Source organism: Streptomyces sp. NPDC048001, assembly GCF_043203115.1.
Taxonomy (GTDB): domain Bacteria; phylum Actinomycetota; class Actinomycetes; order Streptomycetales; family Streptomycetaceae; genus Streptomyces; species Streptomyces sanyensis.
The window spans coordinates 632,453-654,624 of the sequence record NZ_JBIDBN010000001.1 but is presented as its reverse complement, the minus strand read 5'-3'; the positions used below and the strand labels follow the sequence as shown (position 1 = coordinate 654,624).

Here is a 22,172-nt window from a genome sequence, read left to right as displayed (position 1 = left end):
AAGGCCCCCGTGAACGTCGCCCGCTCAGCCGCCCTGTTCGCCCTCGCCGCCCTGTTCGAGATCGGGGGCGCCTGGCTGGTCTGGCAGGGCCTGCGCGAACACCGCGGCCTGATCTGGGTCGGTGCCGGCGTGGTCGCCCTCGGGCTGTACGGGGTGGTGGCCACCCTGCAGACCTCCGGCGACTTCGGCCGCGTCCTCGCCGCCTACGGCGGGGTCTTCGTCGCCGGGTCCCTGGCCTGGGCGATGGTGGCCGACGGGTACCGCCCCGACCGCTTCGACATCGCCGGAGCCCTCGTCTGCCTGGCGGGCATGGCCGTGATCATGTACGCCCCGCGCGGCGGCTGAACCCTCTCCGGGGACGGCGGCCCGCACCTGGCGGCTCCGGCCACGCCGGAGAGGTGCTCACGGCACCGGAGCCCGTTCAGCGGTCCGGCCGGAGGGCGCTACGGGGCGGTGGCGGCGAGTCGGTACCCCACACCTCGAACCACCTCGATGAGCGCGGGCGTCCGCAGTTTGGACCGCAGGGAGGCCACATGGACTTCCAGGGTGCGCTCGGTCCCCTCCCCGCGGCTCTCCCACACCTCGCTGATGATCTGCTCCCGGCGGAAGACGACTCCCGGGCGCTGCGCCAGCAGTACCAGCAGGTCGTACTCCTTGCGGGTCAGATGCACCTCGGAGCCGCCCACACTCACCCGGCGGGCGGTCAGCTCGATGCGTACGGCACCGAGCCGCAGGTCGGGCTCGTTCCGCGCCTCACCACCGACCGGTGCGGCGGCCCTCCGGCTGACGGCATGGATTCGGGCGATCAGCTCACTGGTGCTGTAGGGCTTCACCACGTAGTCGTCGGCGCCGCGGTTGAGGCCGTGGATGCGTGAGCGAACGTCGCCGCGCGCCGTGACCATGATCACCGGAGTGCCGGTCCATCTTCGGATCCTGCCGTACACCGTGTACCCGTCCTGGTCGGGCAGACCGAGGTCGAGCAGGATGACATCGAACGGGCCGGCGCCCGTCGACAGCACGGCGTCCACGGCCGCCTGGCCGGTGGCGGCGTGCACCACCTGGAAGCCGTGCCGGGTCAGTACGGCGGACACCGCCGCGGCCACGTGGTTGTCGTCCTCGACCAGCAGCAGTCGCATTCCGTCTCCCAGACATTCATCAGTCGTGCGGAAAATGACAGTGCGGTGAATCCACTCCGATTCCACGGGCGACGTCAAGACGGCATCCGGGATGCGGACACATTCGATCGATTATCCACCGCAGACGCCAGGTGCCTACCGGCGGGAAACTTCCGCACCCCCGGGCTCCGGGTGCCGACTCGGGCCCGCGGCTGTTCCTCAGATTCTCCTCAGATGCGATGACGCCGCCCGTCCGACCTCATTAGCGTTCTCCCCATCACGACGGGCGGAGCGCTTCTCATGACCGAATTCCCGGTGGACGGGGACACCGAGGGGCGCGCCCTGCGCCGGCCTCGCCGCAGGGCGCGACCGTGCACGCCGGCAGGTTGCCCTCGTGTGCGGACGGGGACGGCGGCGGTCTGCCCCCGCACAGGAGGGCCCCGGGTCCCGCGCCGTCGCCTCCGGTCGGCCCGGGGCCGGCAGGGGCGGGAGACCGCAGGCCGGACGGGCTCCCGCCGCCGGAAGGCGCAGGGGCGGTTGCCTGCCTGCCGAACCGATTCCAGGAGATTCCATGATCAGGGGAATCGCTGGAATCATCGGGGAATTCCTGCCGAACCGATCCCCCCGGCACCCTCTTCCTTTCATGGAGGTCCCATTGCCCGCAACGATCATTCCGGAGCCGTTCATTTCCGCTTTCCCGGCCGAAGCCGCACCCGCGCGGTTTCCCGGTGAAGAGGCGCCGGTCCCGGCGCTTTCACAGGGTGCCGAGGCCGCGGGGCGCCGATTCGCCTGCGGAGGGGAGCCGCGGCCCGCCGTGCACGCCCGTCCTGCCGCCCGCGATGCGGACGCCTCATGACCGGCACGGCTCACCGCGGCGGGCCCGACCCGGCCGAGGCGCGCCCGGGCGCCCGTGCACCGCGTACCGGGGAGACCGGGGCCGTCGAAGCCGCCCTGGACGAGGGCCTGCTGCCAGCGGACCTCCTCGCGCTGCTGCTGAGCCCTCGGCCCGGGGCGGGCGCAGGAGCCGTCGGAGCGGAACCGGGTGCTCCGGAACGGCCCTGACCCTCGGGCCGGAGCGGCGCGGGGGCGTACGGGCGCCCCCGTCCTCGCGGGGGGAGTGGGGGAGTCGCGGGCGCCGCGACCCGACGCACCCCGCATCCCGCACACGGGGGGTCTGCCGATCGCATTCACGTTCGATGTGAAACGGCACCGATGGTAGAAAGGAGAACATGGTCCGGAACCTCCGGATTCGCCGCTCTCCGGGACCCGAGCAGCATCCGGCGGCCCCCGCCGCCGGCCGACGTCGTCGCTTGGCCGAAAGCCTGCGCACCGTCGCCGGGCAGGTCTTCATCCTGCAGGTGGCGATCGTGGCGCTGCTCGTCGTCGGCACGGTCACCGCGCTGGTTCTGCAGGCGCGGAGCGACGTCCGGCGTGAGGCCCGCAACCAGTCCCTGGCCGTCGCCGAGACGTTCGCGAACTCCCCGGGCCTCACCGAGGCCATGAACAGCCCCGATCCCACGGCGGAACTCCAGCCGGCCGCCGAGGCGGCTCGCGAGGCGGCCGACGTCGACTTCATCGTCGTGACGAACGAGGACGCGATCCGCTACACCCACCCCCTGCCCGACCGGATCGGCAAGACGTTCGTCGGCACCATCGAGCCCGTTCTCCAGGGCGAGGGAGTGGTCGTCGAGTGGATCACCGGCACCATCGGCCCGCTGGTGCAGGCGATCGTGCCGATCACCGACGACTCGGGCGACGTCATCGGGGTCGTGTGCGCCGGGGTCACGGTGGAGCACGTCAGCGGCCAGGCCAACCGCCAGCTGCCCGTGGTGCTCGGTGCCGGCGGGGCCGCTCTCCTGCTGTCCGTCGTGGGCACGGGCCTGACCAGCAGGCGGCTCCGGCGCCAGACGCACGGCCTGGGCCCGGCCGAGATGACGCGCATGTACGACCACCACGACGCGGTGCTGCACGTGGTCCGCGAGGGTGTGGTCATCGTGGCCGGAGACGGCCGCCTGCTGCTCGCCAACGACGAGGCGCGCCGCCTGCTGCACCTGCCCCCGGAGGCGGAGGGCCGTCAGGTGACGGACCTCGGCCTCAGTCCCCGCCTCACCGAACTGCTGCGGTCCGGCCGTCCGGCCTCGGACGAGGTGTACCTGGCCGGTGACCGGCTGCTGGCGATCAACCAGCGGTCGACGGACCAGGACGGCGGACCGCCGGGCACCGTCGCCACCCTGCGCGACACCACCGAGCTCCAGGAGCTGTCCGGACGGGCGGACACGGCGCGTGCCCGGCTGCGGCTGGTGTACGAAGCCGGTCTGCGGATCGGCAACACCCTGGACGTGGTGCGGACGTCCGAGGAGCTGGCCGACTTCGTGGTGCCGCAGTTCGCGGACTTCGCGACCGTGGACCTGCTCGAGCGCGTGCTGTCCGGCGACGATCCGGGGCGCGCCGGCGCGCACTCCGACCTGATGCGGCGCGTCGCCGTGTCCGGCATCCGGGGCGACGCCCCGATCTACCCGCTGGGTGCCCTGATCGACTTCGTCCCGACCACTCCGCAGGCCGAGGGCTTCCAGAGCGGGATGGCCGTTCTCGAGCCCGACATGAGGACCTTCTCGGGCTGGCAGGAACAGGATCCGTCCCGGGCCCGCAGGATGGTCCAGTACGGGCTGCACTCGATGATCAGTGCTCCGCTGCAGGCCAGGGGCGACATCCTGGGCGTGGTCACGTTCTGGCGCTCCGGAAGGCCCCAGCCCTTCGACGGCGAGGACGTCACCCTCGCCGAGGAGATCGTCGCCCGCGCCGCGCTGGCCGTCGACAACGCCCGGCGCTACACGCGCGAGCACACCATGGCCGTCACCCTGCAGCGCAGCCTGCTGCCGAGTCTGCTGCCCGAACAGCAGGCGCTCGACGTCGCCCACCGCTATCTGCCCGCCCACGCCGGCATGGGCGGCGTCGGCGGCGACTGGTTCGACGTCATCCGGCTCTCCGGAGCCCGCGTCGCCCTGGTCGTCGGCGACGTCGTGGGGCACGGCCTGCACGCCGCGGCGACGATGGGCCGGCTGCGGACCGCGGTGCACAACTTCGCAGCCCTCGACCTGCCTCCCGAGGAGCTGCTGTGGCACCTGGACGAGCTGGTGACCCGGATCGACCACGAGGAGGCCGACGACGGCGGACGGGCGATCACGGGCGCCACCTGCCTGTACATGATCTACGACCCGGTCACGCGACGCTGCACCATGGCACGCGCCGGGCACCTCGAACCCGCCCTGGTGCGCCCCGACGGCACCGTGGAGTTCCCCGAACTGCCCGGCGGCCCACCACTGGGCCTGGGCGGGCTTCCCTTCGAGACGGCCGAACGCGAGCTGCCGGAAGGCAGCCGGCTGGTCCTGTTCACCGACGGTCTCGTCGAGAGCCGCGAACGGGACATCGACACGGGACTGGAGCTGCTGCGCGCCCGCCTGGCGGACGCGCCGACGGCTCCGGAGGAGACCTGCGACGCCGTACTGGGCGCACTGCTGCCCGAACGGCCGCGGGACGACATCGCCCTGCTCGTCGCGCGCACCCGGGCGCTCGACGAGAACCACGTCGCCGACTGGGACGTGGCCCCCGACCCGTCGTCCGTGCCGGCGATGCGCGGAGTCGTCACCGGGAAACTCGGCGCGTGGGGACTGGACGACCTGGCCTTCACCACCGAGCTGATTCTCAGCGAGCTGATCACCAACGCCATCCGGTACACCAGCGGTGCCATCGCCGTCCGGCTCATCAGGGCGGACCACACACTCGTCTGCGAGGTGCACGACTCCAGCAGCACCTCGCCGCATCTGCGGCACGCCGAGATCACGGACGAGGGCGGTCGCGGGCTGTTCCTGGTGGCCCAGTTCGCCGACCGCTGGGGCATCCGCTACACCGACGAGGGCAAGGTCATCTGGGCCGAGCAGCCGCTGCCCGAGGAGGAGGCCCCCTGACGTCCCGCCGCCGGTGGCCCCGCCGGTGGCCTCCCCCGGCGCCACAGCGGAGGCGGCAGCCCGCCGCAGGTACGCGGTGTGCCCGGCCGCGCCGAGGGCGCCGCCGAGCACACCGCCCCGGGTGACCGCGGATCTCCTCCCGGGCAGGCGGGCAGGCGGGCAGGCGGCCAGGCGGGCAGGCGGCCAGGCGGGCGTGGGGGGCGCCCGCGGCGCGGCGGACCGCCCGCCCGCGCACCGCCGCACCGGCCGCCTTCCTCCGCCGTTCGGCGTACCACCGGACCGGCCCCGCGGGCCGGGGCCCCCGCGGTTCCCTACGCTCACGACGTGACGCGTACCACCGGCCTGAACACCGGACTCGACGACTTCCTCGCCTGGGCCGCCGCCCGGGAGGGCGCTCCCGCCCTGCCCGAGCGGCCCGCGGACGCCGTGCTGTGCCTCCTCGCGCTGCGCGGTGCCGACCGCCGCGCCGGGGTGCCCGAGCCCACCCCCGAGCTCGTCGCCCGGGTGCTCGGCGAGGACCTGCCCGGGCTGCTGTGGGCGACCGCCCCGGAGACCGACGCCGTACCGCAGGTGCTGTACGCGCTCGCCGACCGGGTCCACCAGGCGGGGCGGCTCAACGCCAAGCGGCACCTGCGGCTGCTGGAGGCCGTCGACGCGGCGGTCCCCGCCTTCCGGCAGGCCATGGCCGACCCCGCCCGGCTGACCTGGCACCGCTGGTACGCCTCGCTGCTGCGCGCGGACGGGGTCGACCCCGACGACCCGTCGGCCGTCACCGCCTGGCTCGGCGGCTACGCCGCGGCCCCCCACGAGGGCCGTCCCGCGCTGCCCGGGACGCTGCGCCGGGCAGCGGTCTCCGGCCGGACCTTCGCCGCCCGCGCCCGCCTCGCCGAACTGCTCCTCGCCGCCTTCTCCCGGGACACCCGCCCGGACCCGCAGGGGCCGCTGCTGCCCCCGCCGCCGCTCTCCGACGCGCGGCCGGACGAGGCGCTCGGTGCGGCCCTGGAGACCCTGGCCGACACCCTGACCGACCGCTGGACGGCGGCGGGCCTCAGCGCGGCCTTCGCCGGGCGCCACGCCGACCTGGCCCCCGGCCCCGAGGTGCTGCCCCACCTCCAGCTGGCGGACCGCCTGCGCGACGACCACCTCGACTACTACGGCGCCGGGGACGCCCCGCTCCCGCCGCCCGTGCGCGCGGCGGCCCCGGAGGAGGTCCGCGCCCTGCTGCACGCCGCCCCGCTGCCCGACGCGGTGGCGGCCGGTGTGCCCGGCACCACCGCCGGAGCCCTGCCCGGGGCCGCCCCCCGGCGGACCCCGGCCGCCTTCGCCGAGACGGAGATCGAGGCGATCGCCGAGCGCTGCGGCTTCCCCGGGGCGCTGGCCGTGTGGCAGGGCGGCACCCCGCAGGAGCTGACCGAGCTGGCCGCGGACCTCCTGGCCGCCGTCGCCGAGCGGCTCCCCGCGGTCACGGCGGACGGGCCCGTGCCGGACGGGGAGGCCGGGGCGGACACGGGGGAGGACTGGTCGCTCGACCCGGCGCACCTGCTCTACTCCCTCTACGAGCGCGGCGGCACCCCCGACTCCGTGGCCCGCCGGGTCGCCGAGGCGGCGGGCGCGCAGGTGGCGGTGGAGGCCGAGGAGCAGCCGGTGCCCGTCCCGGCCTCCGCTGCCGACGACGGCGCGTACGCGCTGCCGCCGCTCGCGGAACTCGCGGACCTGCTGGGCCGGCCCGAGGTCACCGAGGCCCAGCGTGCCCGCCTCGCCGCCCCCGCCCGCGCCCTCGCCACCGTGGTGGACGCCCTCGGGGCCACGGGGTGCCTCTTCCGCCGCGGGGACGCCTACGGCCTGACCCCCCTGGGCGGCACGGTCCTGCGCCATGTCCTGCTCAGCGGCGGGGTGGCGGCCCCCGACGCGGCCGAGGCGGCCGCCTGGGACGCGCGGACGACCACGGCGGCCGCCCGGCGCTGGCCCCCGGCCGTCGCCGCCGCCGCGCTCGCGGCCTGGGCCGAGCACCGCGGCGGCGGCGACGCGGAGTGGGCGCCGCTGCTCGCCGCCCTCGCCGGGGAACGGGACGCCGGCCACCGCGGACCCGCGCTGCTCGGAGCCGTCGCCGTGCTCGACCACGCCGGGGTGCCGAACGGGGTGCTCCGCCCGGCGCTCACCGACCCGGTGCTCGGCGCCCACGCCCTGCGGGTGCTCCGCGCCCGGGGCGAGGACGCCGACGCCGCCGCCGTGCCGCTGGAGTCGCGGGCGCTGCTGCTGGCCGAGGAGCTGGAGGAGCGGCGGCTCGCCGACCGCCACACGGCCGCCGCGGAGCCCGGGGGCGTGGAGGGCGGCGGGCAGGCACCCCGCCGGCTGCTCGGCGCTTTCGACGCGGCCGCCGCCGACTGGCCCCGGGGCGGCGCGGCCCTGGTGGCCGGGCTCGCCCGTGCCGCGCCCGGGTCGGTCGGCGGGGTGCTGTCCGCGCTGCGCGGCCACCACCCGGACACCGCGGTCGCCGACGCGGCCGCGCACGAGCTCAAGGAACTCGGGCGGCGGCGCGGGCACCGGCCCTGACCCGCCGGGCGCACCCGGTCGGGCGCTCCGCCGGACGCCCCGGGACCCCTCTCAGAAGGACGTCTCGCGCACCGTGGCCCGGTCCGAGGGCTCGGTCGAGGCGGTGATCTCCGAGCGGTGCCGCTCCGCGGCGAAGGTGACCGTCAGCGTCTGCGGGGAGCCCTGCTCCGTACTGGCGGTGAACCCCTGGTTGGGTACGGCCGAGATCAGGCAGACGCCGCCGCTGCCGAAGCGGACCGTTGCCTTGCCGCCCTGGGCGGAGATGGTGTGCACCCCCGAGCCGCCCTCCTGGCAGCCCCCGCCCGAGGGCGCGGCCGGCGGCTTCGTCGACGGCGGCGGGGCCGTGGTGCGCGCCACGGGTGTCGGCGTCGGCGGCGGAGGGGGCGCCGCCGTGGTGCGGGCGGGGGCCGGGGAGGTGGTGCGGGGGCTCGGACTGGGCTTCGGCGAGGGCGACGGCGAGGAGGACGGGGACGGCGAGGGGGAGGGCACGGCGGACGGGGACGCCGGGAAGGGGCCCGGCGCGGACTGGGCGACCGGAGCCGTCGGCCGGGTCGACCCCACCACGAAATGGACGGTGAGCATGACGGCCGTCACACTGGCCGCGGTGCAGGACAGCCAGATCAACACGTAGCGCAGGAGACGGGACACGACACCATAGTGACGGACCGGCTAACGTGCCTGCCCATGGCCTCCGTACTTGTCGTCGAGGACGACCCGGTCATCCGTGGTGCCCTGATAGAGGTGCTCACGGGGCACGGGTACGCCGTCAAGACCGCGCACCAGGGCTTCGAGGCGCTGCGCGAGATCACCCAGGACCCGCCCGACATCGTGGTGCTCGACCTCGGTCTGCCCGATCTGGACGGGATCGACGTGCTGCGGATGATCCGCGGCATATCCCGTGTCCCCGTCCTCGTCGCCACCGCGCGGGACGAGGACACCGAGGTCATCCGGCTGCTCAACGCCGGTGCCGACGACTACATGGTCAAGCCCTTCTCCGGCGGCCAGCTCGCCGCCCGCCTGGCCGCGGTGCTCCGCAGGTCGGGCCCCGCCGAGGCGGAGGCGGAGCGCCGCCCCGTCCTCCAGGTCGCCGAACTGCGCATCGACCCGGACGCCCGTACCGCCCACCTCGCCGGGCGGGAGCTGTCGCTCACCCGCCGCGAGTTCGACCTGCTCGCCTACCTCGCCGCCCATGCCGACCAGGTGGTGTCCCGCAAGCGGATCCTCGCCGAGGTCTGGCAGCAGCCGTACCTGGAGGAGCCGACCGTCGACGTCCACCTCTCCGCGCTCCGGCGCAAACTCGGTGAGAAGGCATCCGATCCGCGCTATCTCCACACGGTGCGCGGAATCGGCATCAAACTGGTCACCACGCCATGAGGCGCGCCCTCGTCGGCATCGCCCTCGCCGTCACCTCGATGGTCGCGCTGTCCTTCCTCATCCCCCTCGCGCTGCTCGTGCGCGAGCAGGCCCGCGACCGGGTGACCACGGCGGCCGAGCAGCGCGCCGCCGCGCTCTCCCCGGTCCTCGCGCTCACCACCGAACGCTCCGACGTCCAGCAGGCCGTGGCCGAGATCGGCTCCCGCGACCAACTCGCCGTCCGGCTCCCGGACGGGAGCTTCGTCGGCACCTCTAAGGCCCCTCCCCAGGCGCTGGAGCGCGCCGTCGGGAAGCGCGAGACGCTGTCCGCGGACACCGGCGACGGCTGGGTCCACCTCCAGCCCGTGGTGCTGCCCGAGGACCGCGTCGCCGTCGTCGAGGCGTACGTCCCCGGCGCCGACCTCACCCGCGGCGTCTGGGCCTCCTGGGGCGTGATGTCCCTGCTCGCGCTCGGCCTGGTGGGCGGCTCCGTCCTCGTCGCCGACCGGCTCGGCGCCCGTGTGGTGCGCTCCTCCCGCAGCCTGAAGAGCGCCTCGCTCGCCCTCGGCTCGGGCGATCTCGACGTACGGGTGGAGCCGGACGGACCGCCCGAACTCCAGGAGGCCGGGCAGGCCTTCAACACCATGGCCGACCGTGTGGTCGAACTGCTCGCGGTCGAACGGGAGATGGTCGCCGACCTCTCCCACCGGCTGCGCACCCCGCTCACCGCGCTGTCGCTGGAGGCGGACCTGATGGGCCAGGCGCCCGGCGCCCGGCGCATCGGCGTGGCCGTCGCCCGGCTGGAGCGCGAGCTGGACTCGATCATCACCGCCGCACGGACCCCGCTCGCGGCCGGCCAGCCGGGCCCCGGCACCGCGGGGCGGCCGGTGGAGCTCGGCGACGTGGTCGCCCTGCGCCTGGACTTCTGGTCGGTCCTCGCCGCCCAGCAGGACCGCCCCTGCGAGCGCTCGCTCTCCCCGAGGGCGACTCCGGTGCGCTTCCCCGAGGACGATCTCTCCGCCGTGGTCGACGCCCTGATCGGCAACGTCTTCCGCCACACCCCCCAGGGGACGGCCTTCTCGGTGCGCGTCGAGCGCACCCGGAGCCATGCCGTCCTGACGGTGGACGACGCCGGACCCGGCGTCGCCGACCCCGAGGCCGCCCTCACCCGCGGCGTCAGCACGGGCGGGTCGGGGGGCACCGGACTCGGGCTGGACATCGTGGCCCGGGCCGCCCGCGCCGCCGACGGGGACCTGGGCATCTCCCGGGGGCCGCTGGGCGGCGCGCGTGTGCGGGTCTCGTTCTCCCTGGCCGGGCCGGTGGTCTGACCCCGCACCGTCGGGACCGGTTCGCCGCCGGTCCCGGCCCCACCGCCGCGGGAGCGGTCGCGCCGCCCGGCGGCCGCCGCGGCGCCGGGTCCGCGTCCTCCCCGCGGCACGGCGAAAGGCCGGGTGCGGGCGTTTCCGCCCGGACCCGGCCTCCTCCTCCACGCCCCCTCGGCCCCTGTGCCGGGGGCCGGACAGGACAGCCCTAGCGGGGTGCCCCGAAGTTCTGCGTCCACCAGGGACCGCCGTCCCCCATGTGCACGCCCACGCCCAGCTCCGTGAAGGAGCAGTTCAGGATGTTGGCCCGGTGGCCGGGGCTGTTCATCCACGCGTCCATGACCGCCTCGGCGTCGCCCTGCCCCCTGGCTATGTTCTCGCCCAGGGTGGACCATGCGTACCCGGCCGCCTCGACCCGGCTCGTCATCGTGGAGCCGTCGGGGCCGGTGTGCGACATGACCCCCGAGGCGGCCATGACGTCGCTGTAGTCGTCCGCGGCGCGGGTGAGCTGCGGGTCCGAGGTCACCGGGCGGCAGCCGGCCGCCGCCCGCTCCTTGTTGACCAGGGCCAGGACCTGGGCCTCGGCGCCGTCGGCCGGGGCTCCGCTCGACGATCCGCCGCCTCCCGTGCTGCTGCCGGTGCTGCCGCCCGAGCCGCTCGCCGTGCTGCCGCCGCTGCCGGCGGACGCCGTGCTGCGCGCCGGGGACGGCGCCGCGCTGGTCGCGCTCCGTGTGGCGCTGCGCTCGGCCCGGTCCTCCGTGGGCCGCTGCGAGGGCGTGGCGCTGACCGTGGCGGACTTGGTCGGCGTCGCACTCGGCAGCGCCGTGGGAGTGGCCGACGGGGTGGCCGAGGGAGTGGGCGTCACCAGTGGAGTGGCCCCGCCCGCCGCGTTCACCCCCAGCGAGGGCAGGGTGGCGTCGGGGACGTCCGCGGCGACGCTGTCCGCCGCGCCCTGCCCGCCCCCGTTCGCGACCAGGGTGGTGCCGACACCCGCGGCCACCGTGAACACGCCGAGCGCCAGGGCCGCACTCCGTGCCCGGCCGCCGGTGGCGGGGCGGGCGTGGGCGCGGGGCTGGCGGCTCGCGGTGCGCTTGCCGGCTCGATGGGAACCCATGCGTGGTAACACCTCGGAGTGTCGACGTTGAGCACAATCCCGGCAGGCGCTCACCGCGCCCGCCGGGATTCGTGGGGGGTTGGCGGAGATCGTATGCGTCCCCACGGCGCGCCGGAGCCCCCGAAGGCCTTTCTTCAAGAAGCCATAAAGGTGCGACCAAGATCCCCTTGGGGTCCCGCGGGAGTGCGCCGGCCCGGTCGGGCCGGGCGCCTCGCGGCCCGCACCGGCCCCCGCGCAGGTCTGGACCAATGGGTGGCTGGCTGCCAGCATGGCAGCGGCACCACGTCAGCCCGCCCGTCCCCCGCGGAGGTCCGACCGTGCAACGCCCCACCGCCCCCGCCGCGCCGGCCTGCGCCGCGCTCCTCGTGGTCCTCGCCGGCTGCGCGGAGCCCGAGGACCGCGAGCCGCCCGCCGCCCCCTCCGGCCTCACCGCCCAGGCGGGGAGCGCCACCTCCGTCCATGTGATGTGGGACCGGGCCGAGGACTGCTCCGACGTGGCCGCCTACGAGGTCTACCGGGGCGGCACCCGCGTCACCACCCTCGCCGCGCCCCGGCACATGGTCGACGTGGACGGCCTCGCACCGCGCACCGGCTACCGCTTCACCGTCCGCGCCCGCGACGCGGCGGGCAACCTCTCCCCGGCCACCGCCCCCGTCTCGGTCACCACTCCGGAGCAGACGCCCGACGACCACACGCCCCCCACCCGCCCCGGGGCGGTGCGCGGAGCCCTCGACGGCGACCGGGCCGCCGTCCTGACCTGGTCGCCCGCCACCGACGCGGGCGGCGTCACCGCATACGACGTGTACCGGGAGGACGTACGCATCCACAGCGTCGGCGGCGGAGCCACCCGGGCCCGGGTCACGGGCCTGCGCCCGGGCACCGTGTACACCTTCACCGTCCGGGCGCGGGACGCCGCCGAGAACTCCTCCCCGGACAGCGAACCCGTCGACCTGGCCACCCCCGCCGGACCGGACGGCGGGCCCTCGACCGCCCCCACCGGCCTCACCGCCTCCGCCCGTCCGGGCCGTATCGACCTCCGCTGGACCCCGCCGGACACCGGCGCCCCCGTCACCGAGCACCAGCTCCACCTCAACGGGCGGCCCGCCACCACCATCGTGTGGGGGACCGTCCCACCCGGCCCCGAGGTGGGCTACACGATGACCGTCACCGACCCGCCGGGCACCCGCTACAGCATCAAGATCCGCGCCAGACTGCCGGACGGCGGCTGGGGCGGCTTCTCGGCCCAGCGGACCGTGGTCGTCGTCGGCTGAGGCCCCCGGCCACCCCCCCGTTCCGGGGACGGGCACCGAGAGGGAGCACGCCTCGCCGCCCGGGCGGCTCCGCACCCCGCCCGGGCGCAATCCGGCCGTGGCGCACACGTCCTCGTTGACCCCGCGGGGCCGACGTGCCAGCGTGCGGCACGCCGCCCCGCGCACGGGGCGGGCGCACCGGGGGAGGGGCGCCACGACCAAGGGGAGGGAACCCATGACGCACACAAGAGGAAGCCGGATGCCGTCCGTAGCGGCGACCGCACTGGCCGCGGCGCTGCTCGCCGCGGCACTCGGCGGCGCACCCGCGGCGGCCCATCCCGGACCGGCGGAGGCGGCCGTCCGCACCACCCTCGTGGTCCACGCCGACCCGACCCCCGAGGAGCAGCAGCACCTGCGGGAGGTGGCCGGTGCGATCTGGACCCCGCAACTGGCCGCGGGCTGGAACATGAACAGCGAGGTCGAAGCCCTGCTCGGGACGGCCACCGGCGAGATCCTGCGCTGCTCGGAGGCCTTCGCCCTCGTCCCGCGCCCGCCCGCCTTCTTCCCCGGTCCCGGCTACCTGCGGCAGTACTGGAAGCAGGTCCGCGACTACTTCCTCGTCGTCAAGGAGAACCGCAGCTACCGGGCCTGCGTGGTGGCGACGGCCGCGAACTACCGCTCCGCAGTGGAGATGGCCTCGATGGGCATCTGACCGGTGCCGCCGTCAGGGCGCGGGCCTCAGCTCCGCCATCTCGCTCCAGCCCTGCCCCGGCACCTCGACGTTGATGATCTCCGGGGTGGCGGCGATCGCGGAGGCCATCGCCTCCAGCCCGGCGCGGAAGTGGTCGGAGGCCACGTGCGCGGCCCCGGCGCCGGAGTCCGCGAAGGCCTCCAGCAGCGTGAAGCGGTGCGGGTCCTCGACGCTGCGGGACCAGTCGAAGAAGAGGTTCCCGGGCTCGGCGCGGGTGGCGCGGGTGAACGCGTCGACGGTGTCCAGCCAGCGGTCGCTGCACTCGGGGCGGACGGTGAACCTGACGGCGATGAAGATCATGCCCCCACGGTGGCCCCGGACGGCCCGCAGGCGCCACCGTCGCCGCCCGTGATTCCGGCCCTGCCGGAATCACGCGCGGGGCGGCACCCCGCGCCGGGGCGGCGCGGTCAGCGCAGCCGGCCCGCGGCGGCCCGCGCCACCGCCGCCCGGATCTCGCCCCGCCGCCGCAGGAAGTCCGCGGTCGGCAGGGACACCGACACCGCGTGCAGCGCGCCGTCCGGGACACCCGCACCGCCGGGGAGCACGGCCGCCAGGCAGGTGAACGCCGGATCGGCCTCGCCGATCGAGACCGCGAAGCCCTGCGCGCGCACCCCGGCCAGCTCCGCCTCGAAACGCTCGGCACCCGTGATGGTGCGCCCGGTGTACCGGGCCATCCCGTGTTCGGCCAGATACCGGCGGCGCGCCGGACGGGGCACCCCCGCCAGCAGCACCTTCCCGTGCGCCGTCGCATGCGCCCGGGTCTCGGGGCCCGGCAGGAACGGGTGCTCCCGGTCCGTCACCGGCACCGTGCTGTCGGTCATGACGATCCGGCCGTCCCGGTAGGCGCTGAGGTACGCCTCCGCCCCCGTCGCCCGGCGCAGCCGCGGCAGCAGCTCCGCGGCCCGCGGGTCCAGCCCCAGGTGCCGCCGGTAGGACCGGTGCAGCGAGGCCACCCGGGGCCCGGGCGCATAACCGTCGGCGGTCCTCGCCAGATGCCCGCGGGCCGTGAGCGGAGCAAGCAGGTGGTACACGGTGGACAGCGAGCAGCCCAGGCACCGGGCCAGCTCCCTGGCACCCACCGGCCCGGCCGCGTCCGCGACGACGTCCAGGATCTCGAGCGCGCGGTCGACCGACTGAGGGCCGGTGGGTCCGCCGGCGGGACGGGGCATGGCATGGTCCTCGGGTCTCGGGCCCCGGGTGACGGGACGGCAGGAACCTGCCGGGCCGGGGCGGGGGCGCCCTTGAGCCTACGCGGCACCCGGGCCGCCGGCGAAGGCCGCCGGGGACCGCATCCGGGCCCGGACCGCCCTGCCCGCACGGCGGACCGCGTACCGTGGACCCCCGTGCCCGACCCGCATCCTCTCCTGAGCCACCTCCACGACGCCGTGGACGGCCGCTTCCCCACCGTGGACGGCCGGGTGACGGTCCTCCCCGCGCTCCCGGGCGGCCTGTCCTGCTCGGTCGCCTTCACGGGCCACTCCGTCATCGCCACCGACCTGCCCGAGGACGAGGTCCTGGCCCGGGAGCCCGACGGCTACGGCGGCGCCCAGGCCCCCGACTTCCTGCGGTACCTCGCGGGCCGCGACGGCTGGATCGACTGCCTCGACGTGGTCCTCGCCGCCCGGGGCACAGGCGGCGAGCCCCGCCTGCCGCGCCGCCACGACGCCGACGACCACCCCCGCGTCCGCCACGCCCGCGCCCTGCGCAGCACCGTCCGCGTCCACGGGGACGGGCGCGGCCTCGTCACCCTCGCCCGCGGCCCGGCCGGGCGCCGCGAGCTGAGCATCGAGCTGGACGGGCGCGGCCACGGCGCCGGGCACGGCCGGGGCCTGCTGCGGGACGCCCTCGCCCTGGTCCCGGAGGGCGAGCCGGTCTTCGCCGCGGTCTCCCCGGGCAACGCCCGGTCGCTGCGCGCCTTCCTGGCCGCCGGGTTCGTCCCGCTGGGAAGCGAGGTCATCCTCCGGCGTACGGCCTCCGGGTAGCCACCGCCCCGGGGCGCGACGGCCGTCCCCGGCGCCGGAGGCGTCAGCGCGCAGGGCCGACGGCGGCGCCGGGAACAATCCGCACCCCGCCCGGGTTCCCCCGACCATGACGACGAAGCCCGAGGTCCTGCGCTACACGGCCTTCTCCGCCGACCCGGCCGGCGGCAACCCCGCCGGGGTCGTCCTCGACGCGGCCGGTCTGCGCGACGCGGAGATGCTCGCCGTCGCCGCGGAACTCGGTTACAGCGAGACGGCGTTCCTGACGCCGCCGCCCGCCGGGACGGACGCCGAGGAGGGACGCGCGTTCGCCGTCCGGTACTTCAGCCCCAGGGCCGAGGTGCCGTTCTGCGGCCATGCCACGGTCGCCGCCGCCATCGCCCTCGGCGAGCGCATCGGACCAGGAGAGCTGCTCTTCACCACCAGGGCCGGCCGGGTCCCGGTGTCGGTCGCCGAGCGGGACGGCCTCCTCCACGCCACGCTGACCACGGTCGAGCCCGCGGTGGAGGCGGTCCGGGACGCCGACCTCACCGAGGCACTGGAGGCCCTGGGATGGCCCGCGGCCGACCTGGACCCGGCACTTCCGCCGCGCATCGCCTTCGCCGGCGCCCGCCACCTCGTGCTCGGCGCCGCCACCCGCGGGCGCCTGGCCGACCTGGACTACGACGTCGACCGCCTCACCGCCCTGATGCACCGCCTCGACCTCACCACCGTCCAGCTGGTGTGGCGCGAGGGGCCCGCCGTCTTCCACGTCCGGGACCCCTTCCCCGTGGGCGGCGTGGTGGAGGACCCCGCCACGGGGGCGGCCGCGGGTGCCTTCGGCGCCTACGCCCGCGAACTGGGCCTGGTTCCCGCGCAGTCGACGCTCACCCTGTACCAGGGCGAGGACATGGGGCGTCCTGGGGTGCTCACCGTGGACCTCCGCGAGGGCGACCCCAGGGTGCGCGTCACCGGCACCGGAGCGCCCCTCGGCTGACGCCCGCACCCGCGGCCGGCACGCTGCGGTCGGCACCCCGCGCCCGCGGCCGGCACCCGGTGGCACCGGCAGGCCATCCGGCGCGAGCCGTCCCTCAGACGCGCCCCACCACACAGGTGGTGCCGCCCGTGGTGCCGCCCGTCCCCGCGGCGCCGGGGCGCGCCGCGGCAGCGGGCGGCTCCACCGCGACCACCAGCGCGGCCCCGTCCCGCCGCGCCTCGCGCCTCCACTCCTCCGGAGCACGGGCGAGGGCCCCCGCGCACCGGGTGGCGGACTCCGCGCCCCCGACCGGATGCTGTCCGGAGGGCGGCTCGCCGGGCCCGAACCGGGCCAGCACCCGCAGGTCGTGCGCTGCGTCGCAGTCCGCGGTGCGCAACGGGCTCGCACGGGTCAGGGGCGCCGCCGCGAGCACCGGCTCGCGGGCCGCGCAGCTCCCGGCCGCGAACTCGCGCAGCGGGGTGAGCACCTTGCGCGCGTCCTCCACCCCCGCCCCGTCCCTGCCGGGCAGCCGGTACGCGGTCGGCTCGCCGAGAGCGCCGAGTTCCAGTGTTCCGCGGACGTCCGTCACCCCCTCCGGCAGACCCTCCTGCCGCAGCGCGGCGAGCAGCGGGCCGAAGTCCGCGTCGACCCGCGTGATCCGGCCCAGCCCGTCCAGTTCGACGGTCAGCGGCACCTGCTCCCCGCCCCGCTCCGCGGTCCCCGGGCGCAGCGCCGCCGGAAGGGCCTTCGCCGCGGTGCGCGCCGGCACCGTCACCCGGTAGCGGCGGCTGCCGTCCGCCCGTTCCTCGGGCGCCCGTTCCGCGACCGCCGACGGGACCAGGTCCGCCAGGGTGCCGCCGTAGGGCGCAGCCGGGCTCGCGGAGTGCTCCGAGAACGCAGCGACGGCGCCCCCGAACTCCTCGACCGCGCCGGGGGTGAACCGGAGCCAGGCGGAGTCCTCGCCCCTGGCGAAGACATCGCCTCCGTCGGTCGCCAGCGACAGCGGCCCGGGCGCCTCGCGACCGCCGCCCAGCGCGGCGGCCGCGTCCTCGGGGAAGGCCCCCGCGACCTCCAGGGACACCTCCGCGCGGGACCTGCTCTCGGCGAAGTCCATGGCCCCGGTGGTGTGCTCGACGGCCGTACCGGCCGCCGAGGAGAGGGCGAGGGTGCCGACGAAGGTGGCCGTGCCCGCCCGGCGGGTGGCCTCGGCCGCGGCGCGGAGCTGCTGCGCGGGAGGGAGCGAGAAGACCGCGGCACCGGGCGCCGGGGCCGCCGTGCCGCTTCCGCCGGTCTCGCACGACAGGGCCCCGAGCAGGATCGGCAGGGCGCCCAGCACCGCGGTACGCCGCCGCCTCGACACCGTCACGTGATCCACCCCTCGCCGTCGCACAGGGGCCTATGCTGCTCGCTCGCACCGGCTCCGGGACAGCACGAACCGATCACAAAACGGGCAGGTCAGCACGGCTGCCACGGTCGTGGTCCCGCGATGTGGACGCCGGTCCGCCGCAGCGCGCGGCGGACCGGGGGACGGGCGGGGGCCAGACGGCCGGTCCCGCGCCGCGCCACTGCCGGCCGGCCCGTCAGCAGCGTGGCCGTGGCGCAGGCCGCCGCGGCAGCCGCGACCGGCCGCCGGGTCGACTGCGCCGTCGTCCCTCCCGCCCGGTGCCCGGCGCTCGGCGCTCGGCACGGGGGACGGGTACCCGCTCACGGCGGGCCCGGAGCCGTACACCAGGCCGCCTGCTGCACGGCTGGGCGCGCCGCGGCCGTTCCGACGGGGCGCGCGGAAACTTTCACCGGGGGTCGGCTCGCCCACGGCACCTCCGCTTCCGCCTCACCCGCGAGCCGGCGGACGCGCACGCGGTCGGTCCAAGCCTCCTTCCGCGGGCGCGGCGACGGCGGACGCCGTGGAGCCGAGGCTTCCGCCGCCTGCGCAGAGGCGTCACGGCGATCGCCGCGGCGCTGGGCGAGGAGGCCGCCGCGCCCGGTCGGTGGCCGGACGCGGCCGCCCGGCGGATCCGCCGGGCGAGCCCCTATGCTGCCCGGCATGAGCGGAGCAGCCACACACCTCGCACCCGGCGGACCGGCGGTACCGGGGGCCGTCCGGGGTGGCGTCCTGCGGTCGCTCGCGGCCACCTCGGCGGTGCTGGGCCTGTGCTGGACGGTGCCCGCCGCCAACACGGGGATCGCGTACGCGAGTCTGGGCCTGGACGCGGTCCCCGTCGTCACCGGCCTGATCGGCGTCCTGGCCGTGGTCGTGGCCCTGAGGATGCTGCACGGAGCCTGGTGGCTCGCCCTGCTCTCCCTGGTCCCCGGCCTGTTCGTGCTGGTCGGATCCGTCCAGTACGCGCCCGAGGCGGCCCTGGAGCGCCGCGGTGTCCACGAGGCCGTCGTCGTCACCGAGGACAGTGCGCAGGGCACGGGGAGCACGGACCACCGCTTCACGCTGGTGGGTCCCGAGGGGGAGCTCGACGAGACGCTCCGCCACCGCGGCAGCCACCCCGGTATCGACGTGGGGGACCGGGTCGAGGTGGTCCGCGACCCGGAGGGCGTCGTGCCGATGGAGGAGGCCGGGGACGTCGACCCGGAGGGCCGGCTGGGGGGCCTCGTCACCGGCACCGGCGGATGGACGCTCCTCACCGTCGCGGCCGGCTGGCGCGGCCACTTCCTGCGCCGCCGCGGACGGCGGCCCGTGCTGGAGCGCTTCGCCTTCTGACCCCGGCGCGGCCCTGAGCGGCCCGCCGGGAGGCCGCCCGAACGCACCGCGCCGCTCCCGGCGGAGCAGCAGGGGGACCGTGCTCCGCCCGCACCCGCGGCTGCCCGGCGGCCCGCCCGCCGTGCCCGTCCTCAGCCGCTCCCCCGTACTCTCGCGGCGGTCCGCCCGGCGAGCTCGCGGACTCCGCTCGCGGCGTTCTCCGAGAGCTCGCCGACGAGGGCGTCGGCTGCTGAGAGGAGGGCACGGGCCGTTTCGGGGTGGCCGGCGTCGGCCAGGGCGAGTGCGAGGTGGTAGTGCTCCTCGGCGATGAAGCGGCCGAGGTTGACCCGCTGCCAGTGGCGCAGTGACGCGTCGCCCGGGGTGGCCAGGGCCTCGCGGACGGCGGCCAGGCTGTCCGCCGCCTGCGGCAACCGGCCCGCCTCCCGCTCGAGGCGTGCCAGGGTGCGCCATTCCGAGGCCCGGTCCCATGCCGTCTCCTGAAGGGCGGTGTACAGGCGCTGGGCGCGCAGCGCCTGGGGAAGGTCGCCGAGTTCCTCGAAGTCCCGGGCGAGGCCGCTCAGCCGAGCCGTGCCCAGGGGTGCCTCGGGGCGGCGGAGCCCGCTCCGGTCCGGCGCGATGCCGTCGAGTTCGCGGATCAGCGCCACCCGGGCGAGTTCCGTCATCCCTTGGTCCCGCGCCAGGTCGGTCCAGGTGGAGACGGGCTCGTCCGAGGGGTCCGTCCCGAACATCGACGCGTCGAGCGCCTGCGCCCACAGCCGCAACTCGTCGGCGTCCGCGCCCGGTTCCGGTATGTCGCTCAGGCCGCACGCCGTGTCGAAGTCCGTCTCCCGGACCTCGTGCAGCAGCGGCAGGTCTCCGGTGTCCCCGCGCAGCCCCACCAGCACGGCCGCGAGCCGCAGTTCGCCCGTCATCGACGCGCGTGTCTCGTGCCGCAGCAGATGCCGCAGCAGTTCCAGATCGCCTTCGGCGCGGTCGAACTGCGCGGCCCTCAGGGTGATCCGGCGTCGCACCGGGTCCTCGGCGACCTCGCGCCATGCCGTGCGGTCACCCTCCCGCAACCGGGCGAGATCGGCGCGGCCCGCCGCGAGCACCGGCTCCCACAGCGGGGGACCGGCCGGGCCCATCCGGCCGTAGGCGCGCCCCTCCTCCGCGTCGAGGAGGACGAAGTCCGGCTCGGTGCGCAGCAGCGCGGTATGCAGCCTGCCCGCCAACTCGACCGGGGAGCGGTCCGGGAAGCCCAGCGCCGCGCGGAGTTCGGCCCGTTCCGCGTCGATTCCGCGGTCCGCACGGATCGCGTCCTCGGTCTCCGCGGCGCGCGCCAGGATCCTCTGCTCGCCGTCGTCCGGCGACAGCAGTGTGCAGTCGCGCCAGCCGGGCAGGCCGATCAGGAGTTCCAGGGCCTCGTCGGCACTGGCGGCGATGATCCCCGCGGAGCCTTCCGAGTCGGCGTGGAGCACCGAGCCGTCCGCGCACACGAAGTAGGTACCGCCGGTGTCGTCCCCGGCCACCGCCTCCAGCGGCCTGCCCGAAGCGAGGCGGACCTCCTCGACATGGCCGCGGGCGGCGCGGTCGAGATCGAAGCCGAAGGGGGAGGCGGCCAGTTCGGCCAGGCGGCGGTCCTGCCGCAGCAGCCGTAGCGCGTGAGCGGTCATGTCGCGGAACCTAGCACCGCCCACCGACAGCGGGCTCGCGGATTCCGTGGGGCGCCGTGCGGCAGGAGGTGCGGTCAGGGCCGGTGGTTCGGGCCTTCCGCCCGGTGGTGGGTGGCGCATGCCCGCCGGACCGGACCGCGCACGGTGACGATCGTGCCGGCGGGGTCGAGGGATGCGCACGCGGGGGGGGGAAAGACGGGGAAGGACGACGCGCCCCGGTGAGGGGCTTCTCCACCCGGCAGGGCCCGGGCGGCACCGCGGGCGACCCCCCGGGCGACCGGGGCGCTCGGGCACGGCGGTCACGGACGGGGCGACCGGGCCGGGGACCTCCTGGGACTCCCCGTGCTCCCCGCGGCGAACCTCCTGGGCCTCCCCGCACTCCCCGTGCAGGACCTGGGGCGCTCCCTCAGACCTCGCCCGCGTATGGCGGTTCCGCTCCCCGGCGGGAGCAGGTCAGGGCCGCGGCACGGGCCGCGAACGCCAGCACCTCCCGCCAGTCGCCCCGTGTCAGGGCACCGAGTGCGCCCGGTCGCAGGGCCCCGCGCTCCGCGAGCGCGTGCAGCAGGGCGGCGTAGACGGTGTCGCCCGCGCCGATGGTGTCCACCACCTCGACCGGAGCGGCCGGTACCTCGACCGGTGGGCCCTCGCGGAGGTGCACCCGCAGTCCGCGCGCCCCCCGGGTGACGACGACGGCGCCCGGCCCTGCGGACAGCCAGTCCGGGACCGTGCCGCCGAGCCAGGCCGCGTCCTCCTCGCTCAGCTTCAGCAGGCCCGTGTGCGGCAGCCACCGCGCGAAGCGGCGCCGGTAGGCGTCGGCGTCCGGGATCAGCCCGGGCCGGATGTTGGGGTCCAGCGCCGTGAACACGCCCCTCCCCGCGGCCTCCCGCATCAGCTCCTCGTAGGCGCTCGCGCCGGGTTCCAGGACCAGGGAGCAGGTGCCGAACGCGACCGCCAGCGTGCCCTCGGGGAGCCTGCCCGGCGCCTGGAAGAGGCGGTCCGCCGTGCCCTCGGTGCGGAAGTCGTAGACGGCCGAGCCGTCGGCGCCGACCGAGGCCAGGGCCAGGGTGGTCGGCTCCGGTCCCCGCTGCACCAGGCCGACCCCCACTCCTTCCTCCCGCAGCCGCCCGACCAGGGCGTCGCCGAAGGCGTCGGTCGAGATCCGGGAGCAGAAGGCGGCCTCGGCGCCGAGGCGGGCCAGGGCGACGGCCGTGTTGTAGGGGCCGCCCCCGCGCACCGGGCGCAGGGGCGCCAGCGGGTCGCCCGCCGACAGCGGTACGAGGTCGATCAGGGCCTCTCCGGCGACGACGATCACGGCTGCTGCCTCTCCTGCGTTCTCCTGCGTTCTCGTGCGGGCCGCCTCCCTGGCGCACCCGCCGCGGCCGGTTCGGTGCGGGGCCGCGCCGTGCCGCCCGTGGACCGTACCGCGCGCACCGTCCGCCCGCGCCCGGGG

General features: G+C 76.4%; 20 protein-coding genes. 12 read left to right on the top strand and 8 right to left on the bottom strand.

The features are described from left to right. Window positions 1-9 precede the first annotated feature (9 nt). Window positions 10-345 (top strand): YnfA family protein, encoded by a 336-nt coding sequence (locus ACGF15_RS02785; protein ID WP_392796668.1) that lies wholly within the window; start codon window positions 10-12, stop codon window positions 343-345. Between the two features lie 98 nt (window positions 346-443). Here ACGF15_RS02785 and ACGF15_RS02780 read toward each other — a convergent pair whose 3' ends face one another. Continuing rightward, window positions 444-1,136 carry a response regulator transcription factor gene (locus ACGF15_RS02780; RefSeq protein WP_345609133.1) on the bottom strand — a complete coding sequence of 231 codons (693 nt, stop codon included), beginning with the start codon at window positions 1,134-1,136 and terminating at the stop codon, window positions 444-446. Window positions 1,137-1,967: 831 nt separating this feature from the next. On the opposite strand from ACGF15_RS02780, the gene ACGF15_RS02775 reads away from it, so the two are divergent. The 3 genes from ACGF15_RS02775 (at window position 1,968) to ACGF15_RS02765 (ending at window position 7,633) form a co-directional block, all read left to right on the top strand. After that, window positions 1,968-2,177 (top strand): hypothetical protein, encoded by a 210-nt coding sequence (locus ACGF15_RS02775; protein ID WP_345609131.1) that lies wholly within the window; start codon window positions 1,968-1,970, stop codon window positions 2,175-2,177. Between the two features lie 167 nt (window positions 2,178-2,344). Beyond that, complete coding sequence (locus ACGF15_RS02770; protein ID WP_392796667.1) at window positions 2,345-5,080, top strand: SpoIIE family protein phosphatase; 2,736 nt, start codon at window positions 2,345-2,347, stop codon at window positions 5,078-5,080. Window positions 5,081-5,404: 324 nt separating this feature from the next. Further along, complete coding sequence (locus tag ACGF15_RS02765) at window positions 5,405-7,633, top strand: hypothetical protein (protein WP_392796666.1); 2,229 nt, start codon at window positions 5,405-5,407, stop codon at window positions 7,631-7,633. A gap of 51 nt (window positions 7,634-7,684) precedes the next feature. Here the strand turns inward: ACGF15_RS02765 and ACGF15_RS02760 are convergent, their stop codons facing one another. Next, a complete protein-coding gene (locus ACGF15_RS02760) occupies window positions 7,685-7,906 on the bottom strand; it encodes a hypothetical protein (protein WP_345609125.1) in 222 nt (73 codons plus the stop codon). Between ACGF15_RS02760 and ACGF15_RS02755 the strand changes: the two genes are divergently transcribed. From ACGF15_RS02755 to ACGF15_RS02745, 3 genes are read left to right on the top strand one after another with little or no spacing between them, the layout of a single operon-like run. Next, window positions 7,896-8,264 (top strand): hypothetical protein, encoded by a 369-nt coding sequence (locus ACGF15_RS02755; protein ID WP_362615618.1) that lies wholly within the window; start codon window positions 7,896-7,898, stop codon window positions 8,262-8,264. The genes ACGF15_RS02760 and ACGF15_RS02755 overlap by 11 nt on opposite strands. Before the next feature lie 53 nt (window positions 8,265-8,317). After that, window positions 8,318-9,007 (top strand): response regulator transcription factor, encoded by a 690-nt coding sequence (locus ACGF15_RS02750; protein WP_392796665.1) that lies wholly within the window; start codon window positions 8,318-8,320, stop codon window positions 9,005-9,007. After that, a complete protein-coding gene (locus ACGF15_RS02745) occupies window positions 9,004-10,314 on the top strand; it encodes a sensor histidine kinase (RefSeq protein ID WP_345609119.1) in 1,311 nt (436 codons plus the stop codon). The genes ACGF15_RS02750 and ACGF15_RS02745 overlap by 4 nt, the downstream gene beginning before the upstream one ends. A gap of 202 nt (window positions 10,315-10,516) precedes the next feature. Here the strand turns inward: ACGF15_RS02745 and ACGF15_RS02740 are convergent, their stop codons facing one another. Continuing rightward, window positions 10,517-11,422 (bottom strand): CAP domain-containing protein, encoded by a 906-nt coding sequence (locus ACGF15_RS02740; protein ID WP_362610967.1) that lies wholly within the window; start codon window positions 11,420-11,422, stop codon window positions 10,517-10,519. A 317-nt stretch (window positions 11,423-11,739) separates the two neighbouring features. Between ACGF15_RS02740 and ACGF15_RS02735 the strand changes: the two genes are divergently transcribed. Together ACGF15_RS02735 and ACGF15_RS02730 are read left to right on the top strand one after the other, a co-directional pair. Next, window positions 11,740-12,693, top strand: coding sequence for a fibronectin type III domain-containing protein (locus ACGF15_RS02735; protein ID WP_392796663.1), 954 nt, complete (start codon window positions 11,740-11,742; stop codon window positions 12,691-12,693). Between the two features lie 238 nt (window positions 12,694-12,931). Next, a complete protein-coding gene (locus ACGF15_RS02730) occupies window positions 12,932-13,384 on the top strand; it encodes a hypothetical protein (protein ID WP_345609113.1) in 453 nt (150 codons plus the stop codon). A 12-nt stretch (window positions 13,385-13,396) separates the two neighbouring features. Here ACGF15_RS02730 and ACGF15_RS02725 read toward each other — a convergent pair whose 3' ends face one another. After that, window positions 13,397-13,723 (bottom strand): putative quinol monooxygenase, encoded by a 327-nt coding sequence (locus ACGF15_RS02725; protein ID WP_345609111.1) that lies wholly within the window; start codon window positions 13,721-13,723, stop codon window positions 13,397-13,399. A 107-nt stretch (window positions 13,724-13,830) separates the two neighbouring features. Then, on the bottom strand, window positions 13,831-14,592 hold the full coding sequence (locus tag ACGF15_RS02720) for an IclR family transcriptional regulator (RefSeq protein WP_392796662.1): 762 nt from the start codon (window positions 14,590-14,592) through the stop codon (window positions 13,831-13,833). Between the two features lie 174 nt (window positions 14,593-14,766). Here ACGF15_RS02720 and ACGF15_RS02715 point away from each other — a divergent pair, with 174 nt between their 5' ends. Both ACGF15_RS02715 and ACGF15_RS02710 read left to right on the top strand, forming a co-directional pair. Beyond that, window positions 14,767-15,405, top strand: a complete 639-nt coding sequence (locus ACGF15_RS02715) for a hypothetical protein (RefSeq protein WP_392796661.1) — start codon at window positions 14,767-14,769, stop codon at window positions 15,403-15,405. Between the two features lie 106 nt (window positions 15,406-15,511). Then, window positions 15,512-16,378 carry a PhzF family phenazine biosynthesis protein gene (locus tag ACGF15_RS02710; protein ID WP_392796660.1) on the top strand — a complete coding sequence of 289 codons (867 nt, stop codon included), beginning with the start codon at window positions 15,512-15,514 and terminating at the stop codon, window positions 16,376-16,378. Between the two features lie 94 nt (window positions 16,379-16,472). Here the strand turns inward: ACGF15_RS02710 and ACGF15_RS02705 are convergent, their stop codons facing one another. Continuing rightward, window positions 16,473-17,723, bottom strand: a complete 1,251-nt coding sequence (locus ACGF15_RS02705; protein WP_392796659.1) for a hypothetical protein — start codon at window positions 17,721-17,723, stop codon at window positions 16,473-16,475. A 678-nt stretch (window positions 17,724-18,401) separates the two neighbouring features. On the opposite strand from ACGF15_RS02705, the gene ACGF15_RS02700 reads away from it, so the two are divergent. After that, window positions 18,402-19,070 (top strand): hypothetical protein, encoded by a 669-nt coding sequence (locus tag ACGF15_RS02700; RefSeq protein ID WP_392796658.1) that lies wholly within the window; start codon window positions 18,402-18,404, stop codon window positions 19,068-19,070. A gap of 131 nt (window positions 19,071-19,201) precedes the next feature. On the opposite strand, the gene ACGF15_RS02695 is transcribed toward ACGF15_RS02700, so the two are convergent. Together ACGF15_RS02695 and ACGF15_RS02690 are read right to left on the bottom strand one after the other, a co-directional pair. Continuing rightward, complete coding sequence (locus tag ACGF15_RS02695) at window positions 19,202-20,722, bottom strand: hypothetical protein (RefSeq protein ID WP_392796657.1); 1,521 nt, start codon at window positions 20,720-20,722, stop codon at window positions 19,202-19,204. A gap of 406 nt (window positions 20,723-21,128) precedes the next feature. Continuing rightward, window positions 21,129-22,034, bottom strand: a complete 906-nt coding sequence (locus ACGF15_RS02690; protein ID WP_345609097.1) for a carbohydrate kinase — start codon at window positions 22,032-22,034, stop codon at window positions 21,129-21,131. Between the last annotated feature and the right edge of the window lie 138 nt (window positions 22,035-22,172).